At 69.3% G+C, this 23,168-nt stretch carries 24 protein-coding genes, 1 tRNA gene and 1 pseudogene; 14 read left to right on the top strand and 12 right to left on the bottom strand.

The window, feature by feature from the left end:
- Positions 1-80: 80 nt before the first annotated feature.
- On the bottom strand, positions 81-674 hold the full coding sequence (locus tag AB0H42_RS17295; RefSeq protein ID WP_357056632.1) for an NAD(P)H-dependent oxidoreductase: 594 nt from the start codon (positions 672-674) through the stop codon (positions 81-83).
- Positions 675-914: 240 nt separating this feature from the next.
- On the opposite strand from AB0H42_RS17295, the gene AB0H42_RS17290 reads away from it, so the two are divergent.
- Together AB0H42_RS17290 and AB0H42_RS17285 are read left to right on the top strand one after the other, a co-directional pair.
- Complete coding sequence (locus AB0H42_RS17290) at positions 915-1,376, top strand: GNAT family N-acetyltransferase (protein ID WP_356991106.1); 462 nt, start codon at positions 915-917, stop codon at positions 1,374-1,376.
- A 17-nt stretch (positions 1,377-1,393) separates the two neighbouring features.
- On the top strand, positions 1,394-2,215 hold the full coding sequence (locus tag AB0H42_RS17285; RefSeq protein ID WP_357056629.1) for a hypothetical protein: 822 nt from the start codon (positions 1,394-1,396) through the stop codon (positions 2,213-2,215).
- Between the two features lie 22 nt (positions 2,216-2,237).
- Here the strand turns inward: AB0H42_RS17285 and AB0H42_RS17280 are convergent, their stop codons facing one another.
- From AB0H42_RS17280 to AB0H42_RS17250, 7 genes are all read right to left on the bottom strand, one after another.
- Entirely contained in the window at positions 2,238-3,215 is a 978-nt protein-coding gene (locus AB0H42_RS17280; RefSeq protein WP_357056626.1) for an SCO2521 family protein, read from the bottom strand.
- A gap of 1 nt (position 3,216) precedes the next feature.
- Positions 3,217-4,218 (bottom strand): SCO2522 family protein, encoded by a 1,002-nt coding sequence (locus AB0H42_RS17275; protein ID WP_357056623.1) that lies wholly within the window; start codon positions 4,216-4,218, stop codon positions 3,217-3,219.
- Positions 4,219-5,133: an SCO2523 family variant P-loop protein gene (locus AB0H42_RS17270; protein WP_357056620.1), complete on the bottom strand. Its 915-nt coding sequence runs from the start codon at positions 5,131-5,133 to the stop codon at positions 4,219-4,221.
- A 10-nt stretch (positions 5,134-5,143) separates the two neighbouring features.
- Positions 5,144-6,994 (bottom strand): SCO2524 family protein, encoded by a 1,851-nt coding sequence (locus tag AB0H42_RS17265; RefSeq protein ID WP_357056617.1) that lies wholly within the window; start codon positions 6,992-6,994, stop codon positions 5,144-5,146.
- 413 nt (positions 6,995-7,407) lie between these two features.
- A complete protein-coding gene (locus AB0H42_RS17260) occupies positions 7,408-7,593 on the bottom strand; it encodes a hypothetical protein (RefSeq protein WP_357056614.1) in 186 nt (61 codons plus the stop codon).
- Between the two features lie 8 nt (positions 7,594-7,601).
- Entirely contained in the window at positions 7,602-7,928 is a 327-nt protein-coding gene (locus tag AB0H42_RS17255; protein ID WP_357056611.1) for a plasmid stabilization protein, read from the bottom strand.
- A gap of 144 nt (positions 7,929-8,072) precedes the next feature.
- Positions 8,073-8,585, bottom strand: a complete 513-nt coding sequence (locus AB0H42_RS17250; protein WP_357056608.1) for a MarR family winged helix-turn-helix transcriptional regulator — start codon at positions 8,583-8,585, stop codon at positions 8,073-8,075.
- Between the two features lie 93 nt (positions 8,586-8,678).
- Here AB0H42_RS17250 and AB0H42_RS17245 point away from each other — a divergent pair, with 93 nt between their 5' ends.
- From AB0H42_RS17245 to AB0H42_RS17205, 9 genes are all read left to right on the top strand, one after another.
- Positions 8,679-10,760 carry an MMPL family transporter gene (locus AB0H42_RS17245; RefSeq protein WP_357056605.1) on the top strand — a complete coding sequence of 694 codons (2,082 nt, stop codon included), beginning with the start codon at positions 8,679-8,681 and terminating at the stop codon, positions 10,758-10,760.
- Between the two features lie 181 nt (positions 10,761-10,941).
- Entirely contained in the window at positions 10,942-12,012 is a 1,071-nt protein-coding gene (locus tag AB0H42_RS17240) for an ABC transporter substrate-binding protein (protein ID WP_357056602.1), read from the top strand.
- Positions 11,993-13,081 (top strand): iron ABC transporter permease, encoded by a 1,089-nt coding sequence (locus AB0H42_RS17235; RefSeq protein ID WP_357056599.1) that lies wholly within the window; start codon positions 11,993-11,995, stop codon positions 13,079-13,081. Before AB0H42_RS17240 ends, AB0H42_RS17235 begins: the two co-directional genes overlap by 20 nt.
- Positions 13,074-13,829: an ABC transporter ATP-binding protein gene (locus AB0H42_RS17230; protein WP_357056596.1), complete on the top strand. Its 756-nt coding sequence runs from the start codon at positions 13,074-13,076 to the stop codon at positions 13,827-13,829. The genes AB0H42_RS17235 and AB0H42_RS17230 overlap by 8 nt, the downstream gene beginning before the upstream one ends.
- A complete protein-coding gene (locus AB0H42_RS17225) occupies positions 13,826-14,449 on the top strand; it encodes a hypothetical protein (RefSeq protein ID WP_357056593.1) in 624 nt (207 codons plus the stop codon). Before AB0H42_RS17230 ends, AB0H42_RS17225 begins: the two co-directional genes overlap by 4 nt.
- A complete protein-coding gene (locus AB0H42_RS17220) occupies positions 14,442-15,083 on the top strand; it encodes a hypothetical protein (RefSeq protein ID WP_357056591.1) in 642 nt (213 codons plus the stop codon). The genes AB0H42_RS17225 and AB0H42_RS17220 overlap by 8 nt, the downstream gene beginning before the upstream one ends.
- A complete protein-coding gene (locus tag AB0H42_RS17215) occupies positions 15,077-15,580 on the top strand; it encodes a hypothetical protein (RefSeq protein WP_357056588.1) in 504 nt (167 codons plus the stop codon). Before AB0H42_RS17220 ends, AB0H42_RS17215 begins: the two co-directional genes overlap by 7 nt.
- 117 nt (positions 15,581-15,697) lie before the next feature.
- A complete protein-coding gene (locus AB0H42_RS17210; RefSeq protein ID WP_357056585.1) occupies positions 15,698-16,069 on the top strand; it encodes a VOC family protein in 372 nt (123 codons plus the stop codon).
- Positions 16,066-17,382 carry a deoxyribodipyrimidine photo-lyase gene (locus AB0H42_RS17205; RefSeq protein ID WP_357056582.1) on the top strand — a complete coding sequence of 439 codons (1,317 nt, stop codon included), beginning with the start codon at positions 16,066-16,068 and terminating at the stop codon, positions 17,380-17,382. The genes AB0H42_RS17210 and AB0H42_RS17205 overlap by 4 nt, the downstream gene beginning before the upstream one ends.
- Positions 17,383-17,434: 52 nt before the next feature.
- Here the strand turns inward: AB0H42_RS17205 and AB0H42_RS17200 are convergent, their stop codons facing one another.
- On the bottom strand, positions 17,435-18,532 hold the full coding sequence (locus AB0H42_RS17200; RefSeq protein ID WP_357056579.1) for a DoxX family protein: 1,098 nt from the start codon (positions 18,530-18,532) through the stop codon (positions 17,435-17,437).
- A 507-nt stretch (positions 18,533-19,039) separates the two neighbouring features.
- On the opposite strand from AB0H42_RS17200, the gene AB0H42_RS17195 reads away from it, so the two are divergent.
- The gene (locus AB0H42_RS17195) at positions 19,040-19,984 is read left to right on the top strand and encodes a hypothetical protein (RefSeq protein WP_357056576.1); all 945 of its coding nucleotides are present in this window, start codon (positions 19,040-19,042) and stop codon (positions 19,982-19,984) included.
- A 32-nt stretch (positions 19,985-20,016) separates the two neighbouring features.
- Here the strand turns inward: AB0H42_RS17195 and AB0H42_RS17190 are convergent, their stop codons facing one another.
- Both AB0H42_RS17190 and AB0H42_RS17185 read right to left on the bottom strand, forming a co-directional pair.
- The gene (locus AB0H42_RS17190) at positions 20,017-20,943 is read right to left on the bottom strand and encodes a D-isomer specific 2-hydroxyacid dehydrogenase family protein (RefSeq protein WP_357056573.1); all 927 of its coding nucleotides are present in this window, start codon (positions 20,941-20,943) and stop codon (positions 20,017-20,019) included.
- Positions 20,944-21,051: 108 nt separating this feature from the next.
- A complete protein-coding gene (locus AB0H42_RS17185; RefSeq protein ID WP_357056570.1) occupies positions 21,052-21,876 on the bottom strand; it encodes an SDR family oxidoreductase in 825 nt (274 codons plus the stop codon).
- Positions 21,877-22,040: 164 nt separating this feature from the next.
- Between AB0H42_RS17185 and AB0H42_RS17180 the strand changes: the two genes are divergently transcribed.
- Together AB0H42_RS17180 and AB0H42_RS17175 are read left to right on the top strand one after the other, a co-directional pair.
- Positions 22,041-22,125 (top strand) — tRNA-Leu (locus tag AB0H42_RS17180).
- Between the two features lie 253 nt (positions 22,126-22,378).
- Complete coding sequence (locus AB0H42_RS17175) at positions 22,379-22,615, top strand: hypothetical protein (RefSeq protein WP_357056567.1); 237 nt, start codon at positions 22,379-22,381, stop codon at positions 22,613-22,615.
- Between the two features lie 246 nt (positions 22,616-22,861).
- On the opposite strand, the pseudogene AB0H42_RS17170 reads toward AB0H42_RS17175, so the two are convergent.
- A pseudogene (locus tag AB0H42_RS17170) lies at positions 22,862-23,137 on the bottom strand (recombinase family protein); the annotation flags it as partial.
- Between the last annotated feature and the right edge of the window lie 31 nt (positions 23,138-23,168).

Raw genomic sequence — 23,168 nt, 5'->3', positions numbered from 1 at the left:
GACTGTCGGCCTGCGGGACTGCGGGCCTGCGGGACTGCCGAGCCGCCGAGCCGCCGAGCCGCGGGGTCGCGGGGTCGGGCTCAGCTCGCTACGTAGGGCCGTGCCGCGCGTGCGGTACGCAGCGCCTCGCCCCACCAGACGAGCTGGTCGAGCAGCGTGGTGGCCGCGGTCTCGGCGCCGGCGCCGGGTGCCAGCGCGCCGGTCTCGTCCCGCTGCCCCCAGGGGTTGTGGAAGCTGACGGTGTCGCGGACGGTGACGGCGTGCAGTTCGGCGAACACCGTGCGCAGGTGCTCGGTCGCGCGCAGGCCGCCCGAGATACCGCCGTAGCTCACGAAACCCACGGGTTTGGCCTGCCATTCCGCGTGGTGCAGGTCGATGAAGTTCTTCAGGGTGCCGGGATAGCTGTGGTTGTACTCCGGCGTGATCACGACGAAGGCGTCGGCGGCGGCGAGTGTCTCCCGGGTCCCGGCGAGGCCGGCGGCGGGCGCGCCGAAGGTGTGCGGTAGTTCGGTGTCCGCGATATCGACGGTGATGGGTGCCAGGTCGGCGCGCAGCGATGCCCTGGTGAGGAACCAGTCTCCGACGGCGGGGCCGAAACGGCCGTCGCGGCTGCTGCCGATGATGACCGCGACGCGCAGGGGTGTGCCGGTGCCGGATGCGGCGGCGATATCCATGTTTCCTCCAAGGTGTGCCGGGCGGTGGGTGCGCCGCCTCGGCAACCACTCTGAATGCTCAACTATTGTTCAGGTCAAGTCCGGATCCCGGCCTCCGGTGACAGACGTTCGCCGGCGGGTATGCCGACGATAGAACGTGGCGCATTACGGAACGGTTGCGCGAGCTCTACACTGGCGCGGTCGGCGAGTCGACGTTCTAGGCTGGTACCGGACGGCGTATGCCCTGGCACGAGGGAGCACATGGATATCGCGGAGGCGCCACAGCCGGTGTACCGGCAGGCCCGCTTTGCCGATCTCGAGGACATCGCGGCCATCGAGGCCGAGGTGTTCGGTGAACCGTACCTGTACCTGATGCTGCGCCAGCTCTATGATCTGCACGGTTCGGAATGGCTGGTCGCCGAGGTCGCGGGCACGGTCATCGGGTACGCGCTCACCCTGGAGAAGTCCGGGCGGGCGCTGCTGTTCACCTTCGCGGTGGCCAAGCGGTACCAGGGTGCCGGTTTCGGCCGCGCGCTGCTGAACCAGACCCTGCGCGTATGCCGGGAACTGGGTACCGACACGGTGTACCTCACGGTCCGGCCCGACAATCATCCCGCCGGAAATCTGTTCAAACAGGCCGGTTTCGAGTTCGTCGAACACGACGAGCGCTACTTCGGGCCCGGGGAGCCCCGCGACCTCTACGAATTCCGACTCCATCCCTGAACGCTAAACTGGTTCGTATGGGCGAGATCTCGCCGTTCGTGGCGTCGGTCTCCACCAGGATCGCCAGGCACGCAGCGGCTTACACCGCCGAGCTGGATGCCGCCGCGCATCCCGAGCGGATGTCACTGGACACCTTCGCCGTGCATGTCGAAGCCGTTCTCGACGATTACGATCCCCCCAGCGCGCGTCGCCGGCACTCCGACACGCTGGTCTTCCCGCACCTCTACGGCGCGGCCCGCGATCCCCGCCCCGACGAGGAGGGCTGGCGGGTGCCCAGCGCGGTACCGGCCGCGCTCATGGCCGCCGAGGTCGAGTTCCGCGGTCCGCTGCGACTCAGCGCCCGGCAGAACACGCTGCTGGCCGAGGAATACGAGGCGATCGGTGCGCAATTGTCGGAGGTGGGCCTGGCCACCCACGCGGCCCTGGCCTTCCGCCGCGCCATGGCGTTGTACCGGGTGAATGAGGACGACGAAGCCGAGGACCGCTGCGGCCTGCAGCTGGCGCGTGCGAACACCCGCGGACTGCCGCACGGGTTGCGACGCTGGGCCGGACAGGGTTCCTATCTCCTGTGTGGTCACGGCTATCGGCCCTCGTGGCTGCTGGGCTGGGTGATCCTGCAGATGCTGGTGTTCACCGGGGTGGCATTGCTGCTGGGTGGGCAGGCGGTCGACGATACGATCTACATGGGTGTCACCGGTTTCCTGAATCCGCCGGGCCCCGGTGATACGCAGGAATTGCCCAGAGCCGTACGGACGCTCTTCGTCGTCGAGGCCTGGACCGGCGCGGTATCCATGTCGGTGTTCTTCGCGCTGCTGGTCCGGAAATGGTTCCGGATGTAGCCGGGGCGGCGGTGCGGGCGGGTCACCATTCCGCGTCGAAGATCTTGTGCCGCAACGCCGACAGCGTGGCGACCGCGATATTGTCGCGTAACCGGCCCACCAGGGTGTTCCACTGCCGGGAGAAACCGGGATCGTTCTGCAGGTCCTTCCACAGCGCACGTAGTACCGGCGGCGTATGGGCGCCCGGCATCCACAGCCCGGCCAGATGTTCGAGAGCGGGAGCCAGAATATCGATTCGTTCGCGGCTGTGCGGGGCGAACCGGTCGGCTTCGTCGAGGGCGTCGGCCAGTACCGTCAGCAGCCAATCGTGCGCGGCCAGATCCTCGCAGAACCGTTGCGCCGCCTCCAGATCGGTTTCGTCGCGCACGATCAGCCGCACCGAGCGGACGGTGTCGTCGTCCAGGTGCAGGGTTGCGGCCGGCCCGCTGCTGCCGCCGACCCGGGCCGTCCAGCGCAGCCGGGTCGTCCCGGCCTGCACCGGTGGGTTCTGGTCCAGCCGGGAATCGGCGCGGACCCGGGCCAGCAGCCGTTCGCTGATCGACGCCAGGTCCAGCGGGGCCGTCCCCGGCAGCGGGCCGGCAGCGAGATAACTGTCGGCCAGGACGTTCCCGGCCGCCACCCGCTCGGGAATCCGGGTGACGACCTCGGTGACCCCCTTCTGGCTGATGTAGTGGGACCAGGTCTGGCGCCGGCGTTCCGAGGCACGCACCACCCGGGTACGCGCCGAGGACTGCAGCACCCGCCCGCCGGCCAGTGCGAGACTGGTGGCCACGGTGCCGACGATCCGGGCGGGCTGATCACCGAGGCGAAGATCGCAATCGACCCCCACCGCCGTGGTCGGGGACAGGCCCAGCGTGCCCGGTCGCTCCCGCCACCGCACGCCGCAGCCGGGTAGCAGGGCCAGCAGTTCCCCGGCCTCGGCTCGGGTCAGCGCGGTGGCCGACGGCAGCAGGCAGGTGCGTACCTCACCGAGGACGACCAGGGGCGCGGTCGCGGCCATCTCAGGACCCGTCGAGTAGCAGGTGGGACAGCCGCTCGCTGATCTTGCGCGAGACCACCACGTCCTCGGCCGCACCGGTCGCGATGACCTGCGCGAGCACGTCCTCGTCCAGGTCGAGATGGTCGAGCACCAGTCGTACCGCGTGTTCGATACCGAGATAGCGTTTGGGCAGCATCGACAGGGTCTGATACGCCGCGAACGGCGCCGCGTCCGGGGTGAGCTGCACGACCGGCGGCACCTCGTGCCAGCGACGCGGCCACGGCTCACCGTGCCACTGCTGCGGATCCACCACGGCGGCACCGTGATACCGCAGCATGCCCAGCCGCAGCAGATGCCAGACCGCGGCCAGAAACGGGCAGGACCAGCGGGTCACCGTGACGTCGTCGACGAGCTGGGTGCTCCACAACTGCACGTCCAGGAAGATGGAATGCTCGCGGCGGCCGAACTCTTCGGGTGGTTCGTAGGTGCGTCCGCGCATGGCCTGCGCCGGTTCGTGTTCGGAGGACCGGCGGCCGTTGCACAGCCACCCGGACTGCGCGGTCGGCGGCCGGCGCCCGGTATCGGGCGGCGCCGGTTCGGCGACGATCCGCGCGGCCACCATCTCGGCCACCGGGATCGGCTCACCCAGCGGGACCCCGTCCATGAACTGCGAGGTCTGCCAGCAGCCCGACTCGCGGGCCAGATAGTCGATGGTGAGCCCGGCCGCGTCGGCGGCGGTGAGCAGTTTGCCGAGGACCTCCGCGGGATCGGTATCGGGCTGGAAGTAGTCGTCGATCAGATAGCAGGTGCTGACCCGGACGTCCGGGCCGAACCGGACGCGGGCGGATTCGGTGAACGCCGCGACCAGCGGCACGATCCGGCGGAACTCTGCCTTCACCCGCTCGAGATCGCCCAGGAGGTCGTTGAGATAGAAGTGCCCGACCTCGATCGACAGATGCGAGAGCGGAACCGGGGCGACCCAGGGCTGTTCGGTGGCCTCGGTGTAAACCTGCCTGTCCCGCATCTAGAGCCTCTCCCAGCTGGCGACGTCCATCAGGCGCCGCGCGAGTTCGGTGTAGGCCTGCGCCGTTTCGTGGTTGGCGATATGGGCGTTGACATCGCTGTCGAGAATCAGCTGTTCCCGCCACTGCAATACCGGTTCCATCGGCGTGGCGCCCAGCACCGCGGTCGCGCCCAGCCGGTTGGCGGTGGCCAGCCGGCGCAGCGCGACATCCTGTTCCTGCAACCATGCCGCCTGCGCCGCGCGCTGCGCGGTGAGATGCGAGTTGGCAGCGGGTACGGCGGTGCGGATATAGCGGGTGGAGCCCAGCAGTTCGTCGGGATCGTGCCCGCAGGCCGCGCCGGTCTGCAACAGCCCGTGCGGACCGTAGACCAGGCCGGCCGCCGCCAGGATGTGCTGACGGGTCCAGCGGTGGAAGATCAGCCAGCGCGCCGTCCGGCGGCGCAACTGCGGGAGCGCGGTCGCCTGCAGCGCGATCTCCAGCGCGACCGACCGGCCCGCGCTCAGGTCGACGATCACGACCCGGAACTCCTGTTCCAGCGCCACCAGCAATTCGGCGCAGCGGGTCACCACCGCATCGTCGGCGGTGAGGAATTCGGCGCCGCCCTCGTCGCCCGGGAACAGGACCAGCCGTCCGGAGCGGGGGGCGACCCGTTTGAGTTCGGAGCGATCGGTGGCGGTGCCGACGTCGACCCGGGCCGCCGTCCCGGTCTGCCCGAGCAGATAGGAGTGCACCCCGCCGTCGGCGACGCCCCGTTCGACCGTGCCGATCTCGAACAGCGCCCCGGCGGTCGGTGACCCGAAATCGAAATCCACATAGGCGACGTTCCGGCCCGACATACACAACCGGTACGCGATATTGCAGCTGGTCACCGAACGTCCGGTGCCGCCCTTGTCGGAGGTGGAGAATACGAGCACCCGGACCCCCCTATCGCGTCGCGTCCTGGCGCGCGTACGCCAGTTCGTCGAGCTGGATCAGCGCCTGGGTGGCCAGACTGTACGCGGTACCCGGACGCTCGTGCAGCACTCCCCGGGCCCGGTCCAGTGATTGCCGGATCCGGTTCACCGCCGCCTGCTTCGGGGTCAGATCATCGCCCGCGACCTCGAGCTCCTCCTGGTTGAGCAGATGTTCGGCCTCGCTCAGCAGATCGACTGCGCGCGCGACCATGGTGGCCGGGGCCAGCGGCGGTTCGCGGAAGGTGTCGTAGGCGATCACCAGGCATTCCATGACGCGTTCGGTGACGAACCAGGACGGGCCGGCCGGGACCGCGGACTCCGGGCCGAGCAGGGCCGCCGGATCGTCCCACAGACCGGCCGCCGGGCCGTCGCGCTGGATTCGCCCGTCGAGATGGTCCATCGCCGCCTCGGCGAGCGCCATCAACTGATCCCGGGTGTCGACATCGGTGCGCAGGCGCGCCGCCTGCAGGCAGCGTTTGAGCATCATGGTCACGAAATCCGGGACATACCATTCGAGTACGGAGCCCCCGCCGATATCCTCGCTCCCGGCCAGACCCAGCCGGACACCCGGATAGTGCAGGACCGCGGCCGCGTCCCCGGCGGTGAGGCGGCTGGTGATCCGGCCCCGGCGGGCCAGCTGATCGAAAACCGCCACGGTCCGGGCCAGGTCCTCCGTGCTGTCCCGGTACACCAGGTCCTGGATGAGGATGGCGGTGACGGTGAGACTGAAGTAGTCCGATTCCTCGCCGTCGGAGGTGCGCCAGGGAATATCCTCCAGCGGCCAGCGGCCGCCGCCGAACCGGGCCACCGTGGACCAGTAGTTGCGGGCCAGTTCGAACCGCAACTGCAGGGCGTCGGCGAGTGTGCGCTGCTCGTCGCTCAGCAGGTCCAGCTCCCGGATGCGCTGGGAGGACAAATCGATGATGCCGTCGAGGGCGACGGCGGTGAAGTACAGGTAGGGACGGGGTTCGGCGTGCCCGGCCGCGTGGCCGACCTCGCCGGGGACGAACTCGATGGGTTCGGCGGTGCGCACGATGCCCCAGCCCCAGCCGCATTCGAAGAGTCGCTCGTCGTCGGCGACGTCCACCTCGGCGGTCTGGCTGAGCCGGACCTCGTTGGCGGCCTGGACCCGCAGCCGTTCCAGCCGTGCCGACAGGCGCCGGATCACCTCGTCGGCGGGGGCGTGGCTCTGGTTGATCATATGCAGGATCGCCTGTCCCGCCGCGGACTTCGGCTCGGGCGTGTGGATGACGAAACTGCGCACCAGACCCGCCATCGCGGCGGTGAGCCGGATCCCGACCGCGTCGATCACCAGCGGAATGCGTTCGCTCAACTGCCGTGCCTCGCGCCGCACCTCACCGCCGACGAAACGCTGGAATCCGCGCAGGAAACGCAACGCCGCGATACACAGACTCAGCGACATGGAATAGGAGTCGACGATCCCCAGGGCGAGCTGCTCCTCGGTCAGCGGGCGATCACCGGTCGCGCGCAGGTAGGAACCGGCCGCGAAGACCGGATCCCCGTCGGGACCGGTATAGCGCCGCAGGTAATCCTCCAGCAGGCCGACCAGTGCGCCGCCGATGCGGGTCTCCTCGCCGAAGGGGTCGAGTGTCCGCCGGGCGTCGGCCGCCATATCGTCGGGCTGGTCCAGGGCGAAGGCCTCGAGTTCGGTCGCCGGGTACAGCAGGCACAGCAACTGTTCGGCGTCGCTGATCGAATTGCTGCCGTCGCGGCCGCCCCAGGTCCAGGTGCCGCCCCGGTAGGAACAGGCGAGCACGGCCCGCCACAGGTCCAGCAGCTGTTGCCGCGGCCTAATTCTCATATCCCGTGTCCTCGCCCCCGCGTTCGATCGGCGCGTCGAACGTCGTCACCTAGAGTGTGCCCCGACTTCGTTCGCCGGGACAACTATTCGGCGGGTTCCACGTTTGCCGCGAGATAACTTGCGCGGCAAACGCTTCCGATCGGCCGGGGCCGGAGATCCGATGCGCCGTCCGCGGCCGACCTCGCCGCCTCGCCACCCCGGGTTGCGGGCTCGATCGGTCCGCCCCGGCATTGCGCGCCTGCGGAGCAGGCGGGTGGCAGCAGGCCGGGCATCTCCCGGGGCCGCGGGCGGCGGGCGAGTTCGTGGTTCGGCCGTGGTCGCCGTGGCGTCGGCCTGGTGCTGGGTAAGGAACTCGGTCTACGCCGCATCGCGGTCAGGGGCGCGCAGCACCGACGGGGGATGCACCGTACCGGTCACCCGGAGGCCCGGGCGTTCGACGGTGTGGCCGCGTAGCGACCGCGGCCGAGGTCGCCGCCGCGGCAGTCCGCCGCCGCCACGCGGACCTGCCCGAGATCGGCGCCGCCGGGAACGAACTCGGCGGCGCCGACCGGTTGCGGTGCCCGGCGGCGGTTCGTGGTCGCGCGGGCGGCGGGGCTCATCGACGGGTCTACTTGCCCAGGGCTTCGGCCAGTTCGTTCTTGGTCATCTTCGAGCGGCCCTTGATATTGCGGCTCTTCGCTTCGTTGTACAGCTGGTCGCGGGTCCGGCCCTTGGGCTTGTCGGTGCCCGAACGCAGGCCGCCGCGTCGCTGCGGTGACATATCGCGGGTCGAGGAGCGGCTCGCGGTCTTGGTCTGCCCGGCCTGGGCGCGGTTCTTGTTGACGGTCCGGGCACCGATTTCCTTCGCACGCTCGGTGCTCGCTCCGCGATCCTCGGCGGAATCCTTGATGTGCTCGTACTGCCGTTCCTGCTTGTCGGTCCATTCCTTCGGCATGACACACCTCCTGTCTGCCCGGCCGTATACCCGCGTACAGCCAGGACAATCAGCATGCAGGTTGCCGCGGGTCGTGGGCGTCCTACCCCGGCCGCGCGGCAGTATGCGGAAATTTTCGACGGTTTCGGCGTGTCGGTGCCCGGGCTATCGGTCCTCCGGTGCCCGGGTCAGCGCGGCGTGATGGTCCCGCATGGCGGAGACGACCGCGGCGAGCACTCGGTGGGCGGCGGCGAGATCGGTGGTGGGCAGGCCGGCGAGCGCCGAACGGGTGCGCCGGCCCAGTGGGTGGAAGAATTCGCCGGCCACCGACATGCCGTGGTCGGAGTAGTGCAGCAGCACCCGCCGGCGGTCACCGGGATCGGTTTCGCGGTGGATATGACCCGAGGCGATCATCCGTTCGACCAGGTAGGTGATCGCGGCCGGGGACAGGCCCATGAGTTCGCGCAGGTGTCCGGCGGTGAGCGGACGGCCCTCGGCTTCGGCGGTGGCGACGTGCATGAGCGCGCGGAAATCGGTGCTGCGCAGGGAATGCGAATGGGCGAACAGATGCCCGATCTGTTCGGACACCGCGGTCAGCGCGCGGATATCGGTGGCGATCTCGGTTTCGGCATGTTCCCGGGTCGTATTGTCCGTCTTCGCCGAGGGCTCGTCTTTCACCTGCGCCGTCCTTTCCCTGATCCTGCTCGCAAGAGTGTAGGTGCCGGGAGTGTCGGCCTTGCCCATTATTTCAGTTTCTGAAATAGTTGCCGGGTGAATGCCTGGGAACGCTTCGCCACCGTGGTCACCGGCCGCCGCTCGTGGGCCCTGCTCCTCGCCGTACTCGCTGCCGCCTGCGCGGTGATCGTGGGCGTCGGCGGAAACGATGACGCGGGCCAGGCGCCGGCCTCGCTGCCACAGGATTCCGACGCCGCGCGGGTCGACGCCGCGGTGGCGGAATTCCCCGGCGGCCGGGACGCGCCGGCGATTCTGGTGATCGCCCGGGCCGACGGCGCGGAACTGACCGACTCCGACCGCGCCGCCGCCGCGCGAACGGCTCGGGAGGTCTCCGGTACCGCCGCGGACGCGCTCGTGGTCGCGCCGGACGGCAAGGCGGCACTGGGGCGTGCGACGGTGTCCGCCGACCTGAACGGAGCGGACCTGGCCACCGAGATCGACCGGCTGCGCGAGGCGGCCGCAGCGCACGCGCCACCCGGCCTGACCGTGCAGATCACCGGCGGTCCGGCGTTCGGTGCCGATATCGCCGACTCCTTCGCCGGTGCGGATGTGACCCTGCTGGCCGTCACCGCGCTGGTGGTCGCGCTGCTGCTCATCGTCACCTACCGCTCGCCGGTGCTGTGGCTGGTACCGCTGCTGGTGATCGGTCTCGCCGACCGGACCGCCACGAGTATCGGCACAGCGCTCGCCCGCGTCACCGACCTCTCCTTCGACGGCTCCACCGCGGGTATCACCAGCGTTCTGGTGTTCGGCGCGGGCACCAACTACGCGCTCCTGCTGGTTTCCCGCTATCGCGACGAACTGCACGGGCACCGCGACCACCGCGCCGCGCTGCGCGAGGCCGTCCGGCGCGCCGGACCGGCGATTCTCGCCAGCAATGTGACCGTGGTGCTCGCCTTGTGCACGCTGCTGCTCGCGACACTGCCCAACACTCGTTCGCTCGGCCTGATGGCAGCCGCCGGCCTACTGGTCGCGGTGGTTTTCGTCCTGCTGGCGCTGCCGCCCGCCCTGGCCCTGTGTGGCCGGAAGATTTTCTGGCCCTTCGTTCCGCACGCGAGTGCCGACGGGGCCGCGGCGCACGGCGTGTGGCATCGGATCGCCACCCGGGTGGTGGCCCGGCCCGCCGTGGTCGCCGGTGGGGCGATCGCGCTGCTGGTCGTGTGTGCGGCGGGCTTGACCGGCGCTGATATCGGGCTGTCGCAGACCGAACAGTTCCGGGTGCGAGCCGAATCGGTGGACGGCCTGGATACTCTGGCTGCCCATTTCCCTTCAGGCGCGTCGGATCCGACCGTCGTGCTCACCCGGCACGACGCCGCCGCGGGGGTCCGTCCGGCGCTGGAGTCCGCGCCGGGTGTCTCCGCTGTGGTGCCCGCGGGTGGTCACGTCGGGGTGGACCGGTGGATGGTCACCCTCGAGGCCGCTCCCGAATCCGAGGCGGCCTACACGACGATCGAACAATTGCGCGGCACCCTGGCCGGAATACCCGGCGCCGAGGCCATGGTGGGCGGGAGCGACGCGAAAGCGCTCGACACCCGCGACGCCGCCCGGCACGATCAGCTGCTGCTGATCCCGCTCATCCTGCTGGTGGTCTTCGCGGTGCTGCTCGTCCTGCTGCGGGCGCTGCCCGCCGCGGTCCTGCTGATCGGCGTCACCGTGCTCAGTGCCTTGGCCGCGCTGGGGCTGGGCAGCCTGGTGGGCACGCATCTCTTCGGCTTCCCCGCCCTGGATGCGACGGTGCCGCTGTTCGCCTTCCTCTTCCTGGTGGCACTCGGTATCGACTACACCATCTTCCTGGTGACCCGGGCCCGCGAGGAGACGCCGGGCCACGGCACCGTCGACGGTATGGTGCGCGCGGTCTCGGCGACCGGCGCGGTGATCACCAGTGCCGGAATCGTCCTGGCGGCGGTGTTCTGCGTCCTGGGTGTGCTGCCGCTGATCACGCTCACCCAGCTCGGCATCATCGTCGGCATCGGCATCGTGCTCGACACCTTCCTGGTGCGCACCGTCGTCATCCCCGCGCTGTTCGCCCTGGTGGGTCCGAAGGTGTGGTGGCCCAGCGGTTTCGGCGGCGACGCTCACCCGGTGCCCGCCGCCGAACTCGCGGAGCAGCGGCAGTAGCGGCGGAGCGACCCGCCGATAAGTGAGCCACACCCGATTCACACCGTCTTGATAGGTAAGGCTAACCTGAATCCTATTTGTACGATTCAGAGGCAGGACGGTAGAGCGCATGGCATCGAATATGCAGCGTGCACGGCGGTGGAAGCGAAGCTTGCCGCCACGGCGATGGACGGTCGCCGGCATGATCGGGGCCCTCGCGCTGACCGGCGGGTGCTCCACCCGGGAAGCGCAGACCGAGGAGGCGGCCGCCACCGGCGCGCTGTCCATCGTCGATCAGCGGGGCGCGACGGTCACTGTGAACGGTCCGGCGGACAAGGTGGCGTTCACCGTGATGCCGGCGCCGTCGATCTTCGCCGCGGTCGACCGCGGATACGACCGCATCGTCGGCATCAATCAGTCGACCCTGGTGGCGAACCGGGGCGGCATGTTCGCCACCATGTTCCCCGGCTCGGCCGATTCGGCCGTCGTCGCGGGCAACGATTTCGTGCCGAACGTGGAAACCCTGCTGCAACTCGACCCCGATGTGGTGGTGCAGTGGGGTGACCGGGGATCCGAGGTCACGGCGCCGATCGAGGCGGCCGGATTCCCCGTCGTGGGCCTGAAGTACGGCACCCAGGACGATCTCGAGCAGTGGATCACGCTGTTCGCGCAGATCGCGGGTAAACCCGAACGTGGACAGCACCTCATCGACTGGCAGCGCACCGAACAGTCCGAGATGCGCGCGCAGGTGGCCGCGCGGCCGACCCCGCGGCCCCGGGCGATGATCCTGTCCCGGACCGGTGACACCTACAGCACCACCAGTGCCAAGGGTTACGACGGTTTCCAATTCGATCTCGTGGGCGCCGATCTGGTGACGAAGGGTTTCGTCTCCGAGTCCGGGCAGGTGAGCCCCGAGCAGATCCTGGCCTGGAACCCCGAGGTCATCATGCTCAGCGGATTCGACCAGAGCACACCCGCCGATATCTACGCCGATCCCCGGCTGTCCGGTGTCAGCGCGGTGCAGAACAAGCGCGTCTACAAGACCCCGCTCGGCGGTTACCGGTGGCAGGTGCCCAGCGCGGAATCGCCGCTGATGTGGCAGTGGATGCACCAGGTTCTGTACCCGGCCGCGCGGGACGGGCGGTTCCGCGCCGATATCCGGGCCGCCTTCGACGACCTGTTCGCGTACCGCATCTCCGACGACGAGATCGATCAGGTGCTGCGCTTCGACCTGAACAAGGACGCCGCGGGTTATGACCAGTTCCTCCGCTGACCCGGCGGCGGTCGCGGCGCCGGAAGTTCCGGCGCCGCGCCGCGCGCGCTTCGATCGGCACCTCCTCGCCATCCCGGGATTCCTGGTCCTGCTGATCGTGGTGGCCCTCGCCGCGCTTGCGGTGGGCCGCTACACCGTGCCGCCGAACGAAATCGTGCGAATCCTGCTGGGCCAGGTCTTTCCGCTGGAACAGACCTGGTATGCGCAGGAACGCACCGTGGTGCTCGATGTGCGGTTGCCCCGGGTGCTGCTGTCGATCCTGCTCGGCGCCGGCCTGGCGCTCACCGGCGCGGTCATGCAGGCCGTATTCCGTAATCCGCTGGCCAGCGCACAGGTGCTGGGGGTGTCCTCCGGTGCGTCCTTCGGTGGTGTGCTGATCCTGCTCGCCGGTTTCGGCGGCGCCGCACTGGTCGGCGGCGCCTTCCTGGGTGGCGTGCTGGCGCTGGTGCTGGTGGTGGCGATCGCCCGGGCGGTACCCGGCGCACCGCTGCTGATGATCGTGCTCGGTGGCACCGTGGTGGGCGCGATGTTCCAGGCGATGGTCTCGTTCATCACCTATATCGCCGATCCCTACAGCGAACTGCCCTCGATCGTGTTCTGGCTCATGGGTTCGCTGGCGACGGCGACCTACACCAAGGTGCTCACCGCCGCGATCCCGATCGTGGCGGCCGGTCTGGTGGTGCTCGCCCTGCGCTGGCGGCTGAACATCCTCGCCATGGGCGACGAGGACGCCACCGCACTGGGCCTGAACCCCGCGCGGCTGCGCAATTTCCTGCTGCTGTGCGTCGCGCTGATCACCGCGGGTTCGGTCTCGGTCGCCGGGGTGATCGGCTGGGTGGGTCTGGTGGTCCCGCATCTGGTGCGCATGATGGTCGGTACCGACAACCGGATGGTGCTGCCGGTCAGCGCGCTGCTCGGGGCCGCCTATCTGACCGCGATCGATACCCTCTCGCGCACCCTGAGTACCGCCGAGATCCCGATCGGGATCCTCACCGCCATCATCGGCGCCCCGTTCTTCGTGGTGCTGCTGATCCGCAACCGTTCCCGCCTGTGGGGTGCCGATGCTTGAGGCTAGTGCGCTCTGTTACCGCTATTCGGCGAAGGGACCGTGGATCTTTCGCGACGTCTCGGTCCGCGCCGCCGCGGGCGAGGTGTTCGCCGTGCTCGGGCCGAACGCACGCGGTAAGACCACCATGCTGAAATGTCTCGCGGGTCTCATCCGGCCGGTCGCCGGTTCGGTCGAATCCTCCGGCCCGGTCGGATACGTCCCGCAGAGCCATTCGGTCGTGTTCTCGTTCTCGGTGCTCGATATCGTCCTCATGGGCCGGGCCCGCACGGTGAAGATCTACAGCACGCCCACGGCCGTCGATCGCGCCGCCGCCCGGGAGGCGCTGCGCCGGGTGGGCATACCGTACCTCGCCGACCGCGACTACACCGCGCTCAGCGGGGGCGAGCGTCAGCTGGTGCTCATCGCCCGGGCGCTCGTCTCCGACTGCGACACCATCGTGCTCGACGAACCCGCGGCCGCCCTGGACCTGCGGAATCAGGCCCAGGTGCTCACCGTGCTCCGCGCGCTGGCCGACGAGGGGATGGCGGTCGTGATGACCACCCACCATCCCGATCACGCCCTGCACGTGGCCGAACGGTCCATGCTGATGGTCGCCGCCGACGATCAGCGCCACGGCCCGACCCGGGAACTGCTCACCGGCGCCCTGCTGTCGGAGATGTACGGCGTGCCGATCGTGACCGCCGATATCGAGACACCCAGCGCGGTCCGGCGGCTCACCGTGCCGGATTTCGGGCGGGGGATCTCGTGACAGTACTGAAAGCCGTGATGGCCCCGGCCCGCGGCGAGTACGCCGGCGGCTTCCGGGAAATCGATGTCTACGATCTGCCGGGGGAGTGCACCGGCGCGGTCACCGGTCTCTACCTGACCGGCGACGTGGATCAGGAATACCTGGCCGAGCAGCGTCCGCTGCTCGATTCGTTCGTCGCACGCGGCGGACGGATCGTCGTGAACGGGCATGTGCAGCGGCTGTTCCTCGACGGGCTGACGAGATGGCGCAAGCTGGAGTTCCGTAACCCGCGTGACCTCGCATTGACGCGGGTGACCGAACATCCGGTGTGGGCCGGCACCGATCCGAAGGCGTTCCTCTACAACACCGGCACCCGCGGGCCCGTCCCGTTCGCGGAACTGGAACGTATCGGTGTCGCCGGATTCTACGGGCGCGGCTGCTATCCGGACCTGCCCGAGCACGCCCGGGTTGTCCACACCATCGGCCGCACCCGGGCGCCGATCGATTACGACTACCCACTCGGTGCGGGCCGGGTCCTGGTCCACGGCGGCAACGACCTGCTGCAGTTCGCCACCGCCGACCGCGGGACCGCGCGACTGCACCCGCAACTCCTGCGCTGGCTGGAAGGCGACGATGACTGACCCCGAGACCGATATCGCCTTCCTGCACGGCGGTAGCCACGCCCAGCTGGCCACCCTCGCCGATCCCGCCCTGGCGCCCTACCGGATCCGGCCGGTGCACGTGCGCACCGGCGCCCTGGCGGAGATCGGCGAGGCCGAGGTGATCGTGGTCGCCGACCGGCTCCGCCCGGACCTGCTGGGGCGGTGGACCGATATCGTCCGCGCCGGGCTCGACCGGGGCGCGACCGTGCTCGTATTCGGGGAGAACCACACCGGACAGTGGTTGCCCGGCGTCCGGGAACAATCCCGGCCCACTGTGTTCTGGTGGTGGCGCACCGGCGAGGACCACCGGCTCCGGAAACAGGCCCCCGGCCATCCCGCCTGGGAGTTCTTCGCCGACCGCGCGGTGATCTGGCACTACCACGGGGTGCTGGAACCGCCGCCGGGCGCGGTGAGCCTGGTCGACCTGCACACCGAGGACGGCGTCCGCGACGGCTCCGTTCTCTATATCGACGAGAGCTCCGCCGCGGGAGAGCTGCTGGTCACCACGATGGACCCCGTGTACCACCACGGCTCCGGGTTCATGCCGGGCGCGACACAACTGCTCTATTCGGCACTGCACTGGGCCACCAGGAAGAGGGAGAAGACATGCTGACAGTCCTCGAATCCGGGACACCGATCGAGCTCTCGTTCGCCGATCTGTTGAAATACCACGGCACCGAGTTCCCCGGTGGCGTCGCGCACGCCTACTGCGCTGTGCGACATGCCGTTTCACTGTTCGGTACCGTCGAACGACGGGAAGTTACGGTCCGCACCGCTTTCCCCGGCCCGGGCGGCCGCGACGCCATCGAGATGGCACTGCGCGCGGTCACCGGCGACCGTTTCACTGTCGTCCCCGAACTCGCGGCCACCGAGCGCGGACCCGTCCTCGCCCGCTACGTTTGGGAATTCACCTACCGGGAGCGGACGGTCCTGCTGCGGTTACGGGACGCGGGATTCGTCACCGCCGAATTCATCGAACTCGGTGCGCGCCGCGACCGCGACGCGGCCGACAACGCCCGGCTGACCGTGTTGAAGCAGGAGATGACCGACCGGCTGCTCGCCGGCGCCGTGGGCGAGGTCTACGAGGAGGTGCCGCCACCGACGCGCTGACGCGCATCCCCTCCGGACCCGGTTCGCCGCCCTACACTCGGCGCGGAGTGCGTGCCGGTTTTCCCGACGTGGGCCCGGGTACGCGACCGGTATCACGTGCGGAAGGAGGGCCGATCCATGGCGGCCGACGGGGTAGAGGGATTGCGGACGGTAGTACTGGACTGCCCGGATCCGTGGAAGCTGTCCGAGTTCTATCTCGGATTGCTCGGCGGGGAAGTGGTGAGCGCGGAAAGTGACGACACCTGGGTCGCCATGGTCGACCCGCAGGGCCGGCGGCTGGCGTTCCAGATGTCGCCGGATTATCGGCCGCCCCGGTTTCCGGACCCGGCCGGTTCGCAGCAGGTCCACTTCGATGTGCTGGTCAGCGATGTGGAAATCGCCGAACCGGCCGTTCTGGCGCTCGGCGCCACATTCGTTCACGCGGAGGAGACATTCCGGGTCTACACCGACCCGGTCGGGCACACATTCTGCCTGGTCTGGTTCACGTGACCGCAGCCGCGGTCGCGCTGTTCACCCGCGATCTGCGGGTGCGGGACAACCCGGTGCTCACCGCGGCGTACCGGGAGGCCGCGACGGTGGTCCCGCTCTTCGTTCTCGACGAGGCCATCCTGTCCGGTCGTTCCTGCCCGCCCAATCGCGCGCATTTCCTGGCGGCCGCCCTGCGTGAACTCGACGACGAACTCCGTGCGCTCGGCGGCCGGCTCGTTGTCCGCGCCGGAGACGTCGCCGAAGAGGTGGCGCGGGTGGCGGCGACGGCGGACGCGCCGGTCGTCCATATCGCCGCCGATGTCAGCGTCTACAGCCGCCTCCGGGAGCGGCGGCTGCGTGATCGCCTGGCCCGCGACGGCCGCGAACTGCGGATCCACACTGCCTCGCTGACCGTCGTACCACCCGGAGATCTGGTGCCCGCCGGCAATGATCACTTCGCCGTGTTCACGCCCTATCTGCGGCGCTGGACGAGCGACCGGCACCGGGCGGCGCTGCACGCGCCGCGCCGCCTCGAGCTGCCGGAGATCGCGGCCGGGTCGCTTCCGGAGCCGAGCGAGCTCGGGGTGGGCGAACCCTCGCCCGAACTGTCGGTCGGCGGCGAGACAACGGGCCGAAAAATGCTGCGGGACTGGATTTCCCGTAACCTCGGCGGCTACGCGTCCGGCGGTGACGATATGGCCGCCGACACCACCTCACGGCTTTCCCCGTACCTGCATTTCGGCTGTCTTTCGCCGGGGGAGGTGGTGCGCCGCGCCGGTGATTCCACCGAGAGCGCCGCCGCGTTCGTCCGGCAGGTGGCCTGGCGGGACTTCTATCACCAGGTGCTGGCCGCCCGGCCCGGCGCGGCATGGGCCGACTACCGCGCGCGGGATATCCGCTGGCGCGACGATGAGCAGGCGCTCGCGGCCTGGCGCGAGGGGCACACCGGTATCCCGATCGTCGACGCCGGGATGCGGCAATTGCGCGCACAGGGCTGGATGCACAATCGCGCCCGCCTGATCACCGCGAGCTTTCTCGCGAAGTCGCTGCGGGTGGACTGGCGGGCCGGCGCGCGACACTTCCTGTACTGGTTGGTCGACGCGGACCTGGCGAACAATCAGCTCAACTGGCAATGGGTCGCCGGAACCGGAAACGACACCCGCCCGAACCGGGTACTCAATCCGCTGCGCCAAGCCGACCGCTACGACCCGCACGGCGACTATGTGCGGCGCTGGGTCCCCGAACTCGCCGATATCGAAGGCCGGGCCATCCACCGGCCGTGGCGGCTCGACACGGACTATCCGGCGCCGATCCTCGAGTTTCCCGGGATGTGACGCGACGATGCCCGGACCGCACGGCCCGGGCATCGTCGCATTCACTGCGTGCTCAGCGGAGTTTGGATTTCGCCGCCTTCTTCTTGGCCTTCGCCTTGGCTTTGTCGGCCTTCGCCTTCGCCTTGGCCAGCTGGGCGCGCTGCGCCTTCGCCGAGGCGCCGAGCTCGCCGCCACGGTGTTTGGTGTAGTCGGCGAGTTCGGCGGCGCGGGTCTTGGCCGCCTCGGCCCATTCGGGGCCGCGGTGCTGGGCGGTTTCGGCGAGTTCGCCGCCACGGTGTTTGGTGTAGTCGGCGAGTTCGGCGGCGCGGGTCTTGGCCGCTTCCGCCCACTCCGGTCCCCGATGCTGCGCCGTGTCGGCGAGTTCGCTGCCACGGTGTTTGGTGTAGTCGGCGAGTTCGGCGGCCCGGCTCTTCGCCACCGCGGCCCATTCGGGACCGCGGGTCTGGGCGGTTTCGGCCAGCTCGGCACCGCGATGCTTGGCGGTTTCGGCCCAGTCGGCGCCCCGCTTCTTGGCGGTGTCCGCCCACACCGGACCCCGCTGCTGGGCGATCTCCGCCAGCTCCGCGCCTCGCTCGGCCGCGGAACCCGCCAGATCCCGGCTCCGGTCGGCGGCCTGATGTAGTTGCTGCCGGACGGCCTCGCCCGTGCCGCTACGGGCCGACGACCCCACCGGCAGCGCACCGCCGACAGTGACGGCGGCCCGGCGGGCGGCGCGGCGTCCCCGCCAGCCCAGCGAAGGCTTACCCGCGGTATCCGATGCCGCGATCATCAGGCCCCCGAGCAGGCTCACGTCTTTGAGGAAGGCCGTCCGTTTCGCCGCGCGGCGCTCGGGGTCGTTCTCGGCCCAGAAGTTCTGCTCGGTCACCGTCGCCGGAACCACCGTCGCCGCCAGCGCCAGCGCCGCCGGGCGCGGCGCCTTGCCCAGCGCCAGGAGGGCGCCGCCGGCGATCTGCACGGCCGCGGTCACCCGCACCAGGGTGCTGGGGTCGGCGGGCAAGTTGCCCGCGATATCGGACGGCAGCGATTCCTTCCCCTTGTGGACCAGAGTCGACGCTTCCTTCACCCGTGATTCCGGATGCATCAGTGTTTCGACTCCGTTGACGACGAACGCACTCGCCAGCAGGGGGCGGGCGAACCGGCGTAGCAGCATAATGTGCATCCCTTTCTTCGGTGTTTCGCATCTGTCACAGCTGGTCACCAGGGGTAGTAGGCCAGAGTACTGCCGATCTACCCGGCTTCCGGGCCGGGAAACAGAACCGGCCGCAACGTGTCCGCCCGAACCGGCCTCGGAGGCGGGTGGCGAATATCCGGTAATCCGACATTTATGTGATCAGGGTCACATAATTCGATCGGATGCAGGATCTGCATCAGGTAAGGCATCGAATCATCGCGCCCCGTGCGCGATACGTCGCCGCGCCGCGCCGCCGTGCTGGGTATCATCCGGCAAATCTCGCCGGGTGCCGTGCCGCCGTGGTGTGCATTGCCTACTCTCGGATTCAGGGCATCCGCGCACCGCAGGCACCCGGCGTCCGGATAGGCGGAGTCGCGGTGCCGGGTCGCATTCTCCGCGACCACCCGGCAGTGGTACGAGCCGAAAAACCTGCACATCGCCTGTCATCGGAAGGACGCAATACAATGTCCGCCACGATCTCGGATCGTGAGGCCACCGATCTCGCCCTCGGCCTGGCAGTCCGAGCGCCGTCTGTACAACACCCAACCCTGGCGCTGGCGGTCCGCCGACTCCGGTATCCAGCTCTTCGCCGATACCGGCCGGCAGCTGATCGTCACCGATCCCTCGCTGCGCTCCCTCATCGTCAGCTGCGGTGCCGCGCTGCACCATATGCGCGCCGCCCTGGCCGCGCTCGGCTGGGCCTCCGCCGTGGACTACTGCCCGGACCCCGGCGATTCAGACCATCTCGCCACGCTCCACACCACCCGCCGGCCGCCCACCGACGCCGAGATCGAAATGGCCGCCGCCATCCTGTGGCGCCGGACCGATCGCCGCCACTACCTGCCCAAGCCGATCCCGGCCCGTTACCTGCGGTCACTGGCCGCGCAGGTCTCGGCACGCGGAGCCGCCGTCCGGCAGGTCCCCGACACGCTGCTGCCACGCCTGCGAACGCCCATGCAGCACGCGGTCGCCGCGCACGCCACCGACCGGCGGTACCGGGAGGAGATCGCCCACTGGAGTGGGCATGATCGGCTCACCGACGGGGTGCCGTCCCGGAACGCCCCCGCGGCGCGCCCGGACGGCGAGATCCCGGTGCGTACCTTCGCCGACCCCGCCCTGCTCGATCCGGCGAACCAGCCGGACGCCGCGCAATGGCTCGTCGTCGGCACCACCCGCGACGACCGGCGGGCCCAACTGCGGGCAGGGGAGGCGACGAGCGCGCTTCTGCTGACCGCGACCGAACTGGGCCTGGCCACCAGCGTGCAGACCGAACCGCTCGGCGTGCCGGACGCACGGCAGGAGATCCGGACCGGATTACTCCACGACTGCGCGTACCCCCAGTCCATGGTGCGGGTCGGCTGGAGTTCTCGCGGTTCCGCGCCGCTGGCCGATACCCCCCGGCGCCCGATCGACGAAATACTCGAAGTCTGATCCACCGGGACGGTGCGGAGACGTGCCGTCCGCTAGTAACCCCGTTCGGTATCGACGAGGGCCAGCAGCGGTTCGCCCGCCGCGAACCGTTCCACATTCGCGCGCACATGCTCGGCCAGCAGGCCGGGCAGACCGGTGGACGGGTTCGCCAGATGCGGGGTGATCACCGCATTGGGCAGCGACCAGAGCGGATGCCCGTCGGGCAGCGGTTCCGGATCCGTGACATCCAGTGCCGCGCCCCCGATTGTTTCCGCGCGCAGCGCCCGCACCAGCGCATCGGTATCGATCAGCGACCCCCGGGCGATGTTCACGATCCAGGCCGCCGGTTTCATCCGGGCCAACGCGTCGGCGTCGACGAGGTGCGCGGTATCGGCCGTCGCCGGTGCCGCGATCACGATATGGTCCGCGCGCGAGAAGAGTTCGGCGTTCCTGCTCGCGTCCACCGTTTCGACCGCCCCCGGCACCGGCGTCCCGGACCGGGTGGAGGCCAGTACTTGTGCCCCGAACGCGCGGAACAGCGGGATCATCGCCCGGCCGATACCCCCGCAGCCGATGATTGCGACAGTGGCCCCGTGCAGCGTCCCCACCCGGGTCTCGAACTCGGCCTTGCGCCACGAGGTCGCACGCGCCTGTTCACCCAGCCCTCGCACTCCGGCCAGGAGCAGCAACACCGCGTGCTCGGCCACGCTCGGCGCATAGGCACCGGCCGCCGAGGTCCAGACGCGGTCGTCGTCGATGAGGCCCGCGGCGAACCACCGTTCGATCCCCGCACTCGGCAGCTGCACCCACCGCACCGCATCCGGTAACCGCTCGGGAAAGGAATCCGGCCCGCCCTTCCATACCACCACCTCGGCCTCGCCCAACGGCACCAGCCGGCCGCCACCCGCCTCGATTCCCCGGGCGAGGGCGGGGTCGTAATCCGGACCCAGGTGGACGGCGGGGACTCTGGTGTGCGGCACAGTTCACTTCCGGGACGTCGGGGCTGATGGCCGCATCATCATCCGCCGGCGCGGGCGTCGTCAACAATTCCCCTCACCCGGACCGAGACGCTGGACGCGGATCGGCCGCTAGGACAGGTTTCCGGAGGCCAGCGCCCGCACCCCGGCCACGGTCCCACCGTCGACCAGCAGATCGACTCCCGAGATGAAACTCGACGCCGGATCCAGCAGGAACGCCGCCGCATGCGCGATATCGTCCGGCGTCCCCAACCGCCCCGTCGCCGACGCGTTGACCATCGCCCGCATCGCCGCACCCGACTCGCCGTCCAGCTCCTGCCGCCCCATCGGCGTCGAAATCACCCCCGGGCTGATCGAATTGAGCCGCGCACCCCGCCGCCCCCACGCGACCGCCGCGGCCTGCACCCGTGCCACATTGCCCCGTTTCGCCACCGCGTAGGCGATACCCGGATGCGCCTCGTGGTCCAGGAACGGCAACGCCGGCAACTCCGCCGCCGGCGTATGCGCGAGCGCCGCGACCTGATCGTCGGGCAGCGGCGCCATATACGCCGACATACTCGCGATCACCACCCCCGCCCCGCCCTCGGCGACCACACTCTCGAAAGCATCCAGCACCAGCGCCGTCCCGAGCAGATCCACCGCCAGCACCGCCTTCGTCACCGCCTGGGTCGGCGACACCCCTGCGGTGTGCGCGATATGAGTGACCCGCCCCGCCTCGCCGGCGGCCGCCGCCAGCGCCGCCACCGACCCGGCATCCGACACATCGACATGCTGCCCACGCACCTCATGCCCCTCGCCGGCCAGCACCTCGACCACCGCGCCCAAATTCTCCTTGTCGAAATCGGCGATCAGCAGCCGCCGGCCACCCCCCACTCGGCGCGCGATGGCCCGCCCCATGCCTCCGACCCCGATAACGACCGCGACATCATGTCCCACCTAGCGCTCCTCACCGCGACTGCTGGTTGCGCACCACAATCTACCCACGCACCGCAGCCGCTGGACCAAAATTCGTCAGCCGCTGATAGAGGAGGGGAAAACCCCAGGTGGCACCCGCGATTTTGCCCCGGTGGCGCGATCCGATACTCTTGCTGAGCACACCGGTCCGGGTGGCGGAATGGCAGACGCGCTAGCTTGAGGTGCTAGTGCCCTTTATCGGGCGTGGGGGTTCAAGTCCCCCTCCGGACACAACCAGTACGCCCACGGGTGGTTGTGGGATGGCTTCGGCTGCGACCGTTCGTGTGGTGTGGTCGAAGGTGAGTTTCAGGCCGAGTTGCCGATACACTTCTAATTTGTCCTCAGGGTCCGCCTTGCGGAGTATGGCTGTCATGCCGTCCAGCGATCTGATGAGTTGCTCGATTTCGGTTCGGGTCATTTTCGTATGTGCGCGTCGTTGAGCTTCTGATGCTGCGATCTGCGCGGTGATGTATTCACGTTCGGTTTGGATTTCTTTGGTCCATTCCGCGACCAGCGCGGGGTCGGTTCCGGCTTCCAGCGCGGCGCGGTAGGTGGCCAGTTTCCGGTCGAGTCCGGCGAGGGTGTGGCGTGCGGTGTCCAGGACCGGTGTGTTGTCGGGTTGGGCGTGTTCCAGGTTGTTGAGGATGTCTTCGATGTGGTCGGGGTGGAAGGCTTCGGTGAGCCAGGTGTCGAGGGGTTCGGTGAGTTGGTCTTCGCGTAGGTAGACCGCGGGGGGATGGTCCAGGTCGTTGGCCAGGGCGTATTCGGAGGGGTAGCGGCAGCGGTAGTGGGCCCGGTCGTGGTTCCAGGTGCCCTGCATGCGGCGTCCGCACGCATCGTGGACCAGCAGCCCTTTGAAGCAGTACGGGTGGGTGGTGCGGACGACTCGACCGCTGGATTTCGGTCCTCGGGAAGCCAGGCGCAGGCGCACGTGTTCGAGGTCGGCTGTGGTGACCAGGGCGGGATGGGCAGGTTTGTCGGAGTAGACCCACTCGGATTTCTGGTTCCAGGTCAGGTGGGTTTGGTGGCCGAGGGCGACGTCGTCGACGTCGATGAGGGTTTCTTGTTTGTGTTGTTTGTTCCAGACCGCGTGGCCGGTGTAGCGGGGGTTGGTCAGGATCGTGCGGACAGCGCCTTTCGACCAGGCGATGCCGGTGCGGTGCGGGTTGCGGCGGCGGTCGTACGCGGATGGGCAGGGGATGCCGTCGGCGGTGAGGCGTTGAGCGATGGCGAAGACGCCGATGCCGGAGAGGTATTCGGTGAAGATGCGTTGA

It is taken from the genome of Nocardia sp. NPDC050799 (assembly GCF_040654015.1).
In the GTDB taxonomy this organism is placed as follows: domain Bacteria; phylum Actinomycetota; class Actinomycetes; order Mycobacteriales; family Mycobacteriaceae; genus Nocardia.
This window is presented reverse-complemented; position numbering and strand designations above follow the sequence as displayed.